The following is a 6,299-nucleotide window of genomic DNA, read 5'->3' as shown; positions in this document are numbered from 1 at the left end:
GCGCGCGGGCCTGACTACAACAAAGCCGCCGGGGCAGACTTCGCTGGCGAACCGCTGCGTCAAAACCTGGCGCTAGCGGACGCGTTGAAGCCGATCGCAGAGCGGCATGGCGTGACTCCGGCCGCGGTGGCCGCGGCCTGGACGCTGGCTTGGCCGGGGGTGACCGGGGCGATCATGGGAGCCCGCCGCCCGGCGCAGGTGGATGGCTGGATCTCCGCCGCAACGTTGGAACTAAGCCGGGTGGATCTGCAGGAGATTGCCGACGCGATCGCCAAGACAGGCGCCGGCGCGGGCCCGGCGCTGCCGCCGCTCGCGTCCGTGTGAGGAGGATCGACTTAAATGAAATCACATCTGTTCGGCCACATGCCCGATGGCACGGCAGTCCAGGCTTTTTCTCTGCGCAGCAGCACCGGCTTGAGCGTCACCGTCGCACAATATGGCGCGCGGATCACCGAACTGCATGTGCCGGCGGTCGGCGGCGCGCGCAACGTGACGCTGGGGTTCGACCGACTGGAGCCTTATCTGAGCGACAGCAGGCATCTGGGCGCCATAGCCGGTCGCTACGCCAACCGCATCGGCGGAGCGCGCTTTGTTCTCGACGGGCGCGAGTACCGACTGCCGGCCAACGACGGCCGCAATACGCTGCACGGCGGGCCGAACGGCTTCGCCTACCGCGTGTGGCAGGCCGAGCCGGACGGTGAGACGCTGCGGCTGACGTTGCACAGTCCCGACGGCGACCAAGGCTTTCCCGGCGCGCTGAATGTCGTGGTGGAATACCGACTGACCGATGGCGCGCTGGTGATCGATTACGCGGCGACCGCCAATGCGCCAACGGTGGTGAACCTGACCAACCACGCCTATTTCAACTTGTCGGGCGAAGCGTCGGCGCTGGGGCACACGCTTCGCATTCCGTCGTCCCGTATCACGGCGCTGGACGCCGAGCTGATTCCAACTGGCGAGATCCGCGACATTGCCGGCACTCCGCTGGATTTCCGGCAGCCAACCGCGATAGGCGCGCGCATCGACCAACCCAACGACCAGCTGAAATACGGCGGCGGCTACGATCTCAATTACGTCCTGGCCGACGCGCCGCGCGCGACGCCGACGCTGGCCGCCACCCTTTCGGCGGGCGGACTTGTCATGACGATGCTCACTACCGAGCCCGGACTGCAATTCTACAGCGGCAATTTCCTCAGCGGCGCTCCGTTCGCGCGGCGCAGCGCGGTGTGCCTGCAAGGACAGCATTACACCGACAGCCTCAACCACCCAGCCTTTCCGAGCACCGTGCTGAGGCCCGGCGAGCGGTTCGCGTCCCGCACCTTGTATCGCTTCGACGCCGGCTGAGTTGGCGTAAGCCGCTAGTCGCGTTCGCGTCACGAGGGACATCGGTTGGACTCCGTCAACTCTGGAGGCCGGCCGGGGGCTGCGGGCGAAGGTCGGGATGATCGAAGGCCGGGCGCGCGCCCGACGACGAAGCGCGAGGTTTGGCGAACCTTTCGGCGTTTCGCCAGCGCAAGATCCGACGTGCCGTTCGTGACGGCGTGGCGGGACGTGTGTGTCGGCGCGTGTTGCGAAGCCTACCAACTCCGCGGCTTCCGTTGCCGCCAAACCGATCGAAGGAGTCGTTTGATGGACACTCGCCAAGCCATGCACAGTACGCAAGCGAAGACACTCGACACGGAAGCGCTGCGCCGCCAATTCCTGGTTGAGGAAGTGTTCCGGCCCGGCGAGATGACCATGACCTACAGCCACATCGACCGGATCGTGGTCGGCGGCGTCATGCCGCTGGCCGCACCGCTCGGACTGCCGGATGGGATCGGCCGAACCTTTGGCGTGGAATTCTTTCTCCAGCGTCGGGAGATAGGAATCATCAATATCGGCGGTCCGGCGCAGGTGGCAATCGACGGCGAGATGGTTTCCGTCGGTTCGAAGGAAGCCGTCTACATCGGCATGGGCGCGCGCGAGCTTGCCTTTAGCAGTGTCGAGCCGGCCCGTCCGGCGAAGCTCTACTACAACTCCGCGCCGGCCCACCGCGCCCTACCCACCAAGCGGCTGACGCTCGCCGACGCCTCCTCGACCACCGTCGGCGACAAGCGCAATGGCAACCGCCGTACCATCAACAAATTCCTCGTCCCGGAGGTCGTTGAGACCTGCCAGCTCAGCATGGGCATGACCAACCTCGAGGAGGGGAGCCTGTGGAACACCATGCCGACCCACACGCATGAAAGGCGGATGGAGGTCTATCTTTACTTCGACGTCGATCCCGATGCGGCGGTTTTCCACCTTATGGGCCAGCCGCAGGAAACCCGGCACATCGTCGTGCGCAACGAGCAAGCGGTGATCTCGCCAAGTTGGTCGATCCATTCCGGCGTCGGCACACGCGCCTACAGCTTCATCTGGGGCATGGTCGGCGAAAATCAGACCTACGACGATATGGATCACGTTGAGGTCGCCGCGCTGCGCTGAGCGCCAGGAGACAAGGAGCAACAAAGCATGTTCGATCTGAGCGGCAAAGTCGCGGTCGTAAGCGGCTGCAACACCGGGCTTGGGCAAGGAATGGCGCTGGCCCTGGCGCAGGCCGGGTGCGACATCGTTGGCCTCAACATCGTGCCGGCGGACGAGACAGGAACGGCCGCGAAAGGAATGGGGCGACGGTTCCAGGACATCGCGACGGACCTGAGCACCGCCAAAGCTGAGGATCTGATCGCGCGCGCGACTGCGGCGTTCGGGCGCATCGACATCCTGGTGAACAACGCCGGCATCATTCGTCGCGCCGATGCGCTCGAGTTCAGCGAGCGCGAGTGGGACGATGTGATTGCGGTGAACCTGAAGGCGGTGTTCTTCCTGGCGCAGGCGTCGGCGCGGCAGTTCATCCGCCAGCAGACGGCGGGACAATCAAAGGGGGGGCGGATCATCAACACCGCCTCACTGCTGTCCTTTCAGGGCGGCATCCGCGTTCCATCCTACACGGCGGCCAAGAGCGGCGTGCTCGGGCTGACCAGGTTGCTCGCCAACGAATGGGCGCAATACGGAATCACCGTGAACGCGATCGCCCCAGGGTACATGGATACCGACAACACGACCGCGTTACGTGCCGATGCCGCCCGCAGCGGTGAGATACTCTCCCGCATTCCTATGGGCCGCTGGGGACAGCCTGCAGATCTTGCGGGACCAGTGGTGTTCCTGGCTTCGGACGCCGCAGCCTATGTCACCGGCCACGCTCTCGTGGTCGACGGAGGCTGGCTTGCTCGATGAAGCGAGCGTATGAGAATTACCTCGCAGGCGCACAGCTGACGCCCGTCCCCATCGACAGGCTGCGCTCGCGTCGCGGAGCCAATTTCGGCCCGATCAAGTGCCTGTTTCCTTGACCTGACGGCCGAGCAGTGAGCACGCTCGTCCGCAATGGATCGCCGCCTGCCAGATGCCGCCCGGGGTGGCGCGATGCGGCGCGTTAGTCGAGGGGACCTGCCAGAGGATCAGGGTTTGTCGCGGATTCGCTATAGATCGTCCTCCGGTGCCGTTCGCGACTTCCCTCGAGATGTTCGCGCAGGGCCGAGCGCGCAGCTTCGGCGTTGCGCCGCTCGATTGCCTGGAGGATGCGCCGGTGCTCCGCCTGAATATGCTCCAGGTAAAGCCGGCGTTGATCCGGGGTTTCCGAAAGAGGACGGATCGATCGGGGCGGAATGATCACGGGTCCCAAAAAATGCATGAATCGTTCGAAATAGGGATTTCGCGTGGCCGCCGAAATCGCGCGGTGAAACGCAAAATCGGACTCGATCGCCGAATCGCCTGCCGCAATGGACGCATCAATGGCCTCGAGCCATCGTCGCATGTGCGCCAGGTCCTCATCGGTGCGCTTCTTTGCCGCGATAGCCGCCGCCTCGAGTTCAACAGCGAGCCGGAGCTCAAGCACGTTCTCGATCTCTGTCAGAGAGCGAACTTCGTCGGGGTTAATGCGAAAGGTCTGACTAGTCCGGTGGTCCGCCACGAATACGCCGGAACCCTGACGGCTGACGACCAGCCCTTCGGAGCGCAGCGAGGCCATGGCTTCCCGAATAACCGCACGGCTGACTCCAAATTGCGTATTCAGCTCCTGCTCGGTCGGTAGCTTCTCGCCGCTCATGAGGCGACCAGTGCGAATCTCGCGTGCAAACCACTCGGCTAATTGGGCTGGGCGACTCGGCCTCGGAGAAAGGGGAGAATTTGGGGCGCGCATTATAACCATTCGAGAGAGTGACTAACCGCGTGCCGTTTCTGGCAGGCCGATCTAACAACCCTTATAGTAACATGCCGCTTGTTTCACGTCTTGGAGCGTCAGTCATTAGCGCCTGATTATCAAGCGAGCGGAATCTGGGCCTCTCGCGGTGCACGATGATCAGCGGCGATAGGGAAATGCATGGCAACAAGGTTATGAAGTGGGTTCGTTGATGGATTTGCCGGATTCCTAGGCAATACGTCGTCGTCCGTGAAGAACGCCGATTACGTGAGAGCGCTCTGATCGATGGGCGCTTTGGCGATCGCGATGAAGGCGGCCAACCAGGCGCGCAAAAGGATCGCCACCCAGGCCAGCAATCGCCGGAAGTTATAGCCGGCGGCGGCGAGGACGGCGTTGGCGGCGTCGCCGGCGGCGTGGGCGAGGTGGTTGCGACCCATGCGGTGCTCGGACTTGAGATGGCCGATGCACGGCTCGACCGCGGAGCGGCGGCGTAGGTCGCGTTTGATCGCCGCGGTGACGCGCCGTTTCTGGCCGGAGATATAGACCCTGAACCTATGCTCGGGCGGGGCGTTGTGGCCGCGATAGCCGCGGTCGGCGACGATGCGCGAGAGGTTGGCGCCGATTTGGGCTTCCATTTCCGGCAGAACGACGCCGAGCGTGTGGCCGTCATAGGGGTTGCCCGGCAGCGCCTTCACATGGGCGATGAACTGGCCGCCGCGGGAGTGATGAAGCGTCGTCGCCACCGAGACCTTGACGCCGAACTCGTAGGGCCGGTGCGCTTTCCCCTTGCCAATGCATTCGACCTCGGGCGCGTGCAGCGAATAGACTTTTCGGCCGCGTTGGTTCTGGCGTTGATCGCGCACCCTCCAGGCGAGCGAGAGCGGCTCGGCGAACACACTCTTCAGTTCCTCGTCGCCTTTGATCTTGCGCACGATGTCGCGCGCGGTCCGGCCGAGATAGGTGCGTAAGGTCCGCAACGCCCGGTTCGCCCGCTTGAACTGCTTGGCGTGAGCGTAGCGCTGATGGGCGATCAGCGCGTATTTGCCGACCCGCTCGTAGGACTGGCGCAGGACGACGCCGTGCTTCTTGGCCAGCCGAACCAGCGTAACCGGTGTTCTGCCCCCACCTTTTCGAGCAGCGGCGTGGCGGAGATATTCGGAGCGTTTGGAGGCTCCGATACGTGTCGATCACAGAGCATAATGACGTGTCGAAGGGGGAGGCTCCCGCGCGAAGGCTGGAGATCTTCACCGGCGCCGGGCGGCGGCGCACTTGGACGACAGCGGAGAAGGCGGCGATTGTCGCGGAGACCTATGAGGACGGTGCGCGAACGAGCGATGTCGCGCGTCGCCACGGCCTGACGCCGCAGCAGTTATTCGGCTGGCGTCGCGCCGCATGTCGAAGAGGCGATCACGAGATTGAGGCGTCGACATTCGCGCCGGTCGTTCTCGACGCGCCGAGCGGCGTTTCGTTGCTCGACGCCGGCGGCAAGACGCCGACGATCGAAGCGCGTCCGCACTCGATCGAGTTGGAGGTCGAAGGATCGAGCGTTTGGATCTGGCGTGGTGCCGATCCGGCGATGGTGACGATGATCATCGGCGCGCTGAAGGCGGCCAAATGATCGGCGCGACAGGCGCGGCGCGGGTGTTCGTAGCGACGCGGCCGGTCGACTTTCGCAAGGGCGCAGATGGCCTGGCGGCGCTGGTGCGCGACATGATGCGGGCCGATCCCTTCGATGGAGCCATCTACGTGTTTCGCAGCAAACGCACGGACCGGGTGAAGCTGGTGTTCTGGGACGGCACCGGAGTCTGCCTATTCACCAAGCGCCTCGAAGACAGCGACTTTCACTGGCCGAAGATCGAGGACGGCGTAATGCGTCTGTCGGCGGCGCAGCTCTCGGCGCTGCTGGAAGGTCTCGATTGGCGGCGCGTTCGGCAGGCGAAGGACACGGTTGCGCCGCAGCTCGCCGGCTGACCTGCGACACGGTGAATCAGGGTGTGGAAAATCGTCGCAAACGCCAGGATTCTGTGGTGTCGTCACGGACATGACGCCGGCCGTCGACGCACTGCCCGATGACCCCGAGACG

The 6,299-nt window shown here is 64.4% G+C and carries 7 protein-coding genes and 1 pseudogene; 6 read left to right on the top strand and 2 right to left on the bottom strand.

Annotated features, from left to right (window positions below; genetic code table 11):
- The 4 genes from ABSF49_RS19290 to kduD form a co-directional block, all read left to right on the top strand.
- A partial coding sequence (locus tag ABSF49_RS19290) for an aldo/keto reductase (protein WP_424114262.1) occupies positions 1-324 on the top strand: 324 nt, incomplete at its 5' end.
- A gap of 15 nt (positions 325-339) precedes the next feature.
- Positions 340-1,344 (top strand): aldose epimerase family protein, encoded by a 1,005-nt coding sequence (locus tag ABSF49_RS19285; protein ID WP_424114261.1) that lies wholly within the window; start codon positions 340-342, stop codon positions 1,342-1,344.
- A 285-nt stretch (positions 1,345-1,629) separates the two neighbouring features.
- Entirely contained in the window at positions 1,630-2,466 is an 837-nt protein-coding gene (gene kduI / locus ABSF49_RS19280; protein WP_424114260.1) for a 5-dehydro-4-deoxy-D-glucuronate isomerase, read from the top strand.
- A 27-nt stretch (positions 2,467-2,493) separates the two neighbouring features.
- On the top strand, positions 2,494-3,255 hold the full coding sequence (gene kduD / locus ABSF49_RS19275; protein WP_424114259.1) for a 2-dehydro-3-deoxy-D-gluconate 5-dehydrogenase KduD: 762 nt from the start codon (positions 2,494-2,496) through the stop codon (positions 3,253-3,255).
- A gap of 196 nt (positions 3,256-3,451) precedes the next feature.
- Here the strand turns inward: kduD and ABSF49_RS19270 are convergent, their stop codons facing one another.
- Complete coding sequence (locus tag ABSF49_RS19270; protein ID WP_424114258.1) at positions 3,452-4,216, bottom strand: FadR/GntR family transcriptional regulator; 765 nt, start codon at positions 4,214-4,216, stop codon at positions 3,452-3,454.
- A 263-nt stretch (positions 4,217-4,479) separates the two neighbouring features.
- A pseudogene (locus ABSF49_RS19265) lies at positions 4,480-5,319 on the bottom strand (transposase); the annotation flags it as partial.
- 77 nt (positions 5,320-5,396) lie between these two features.
- On the opposite strand from ABSF49_RS19265, the gene tnpA reads away from it, so the two are divergent.
- Together tnpA and tnpB are read left to right on the top strand one after the other, a co-directional pair.
- Positions 5,397-5,834, top strand: coding sequence for an IS66-like element accessory protein TnpA (gene tnpA, locus ABSF49_RS19260; protein WP_424114257.1), 438 nt, complete (start codon positions 5,397-5,399; stop codon positions 5,832-5,834).
- Positions 5,831-6,187, top strand: coding sequence for an IS66 family insertion sequence element accessory protein TnpB (gene tnpB / locus ABSF49_RS19255; RefSeq protein WP_424114256.1), 357 nt, complete (start codon positions 5,831-5,833; stop codon positions 6,185-6,187). Before tnpA ends, tnpB begins: the two co-directional genes overlap by 4 nt.
- The last annotated feature ends 112 nt before the right edge of the window (positions 6,188-6,299 follow it).

The organism is Roseiarcus sp. (assembly GCF_049514155.1).
Lineage (GTDB): Bacteria > Pseudomonadota > Alphaproteobacteria > Rhizobiales > Beijerinckiaceae > Roseiarcus.
This window is presented reverse-complemented; position numbering and strand designations above follow the sequence as displayed.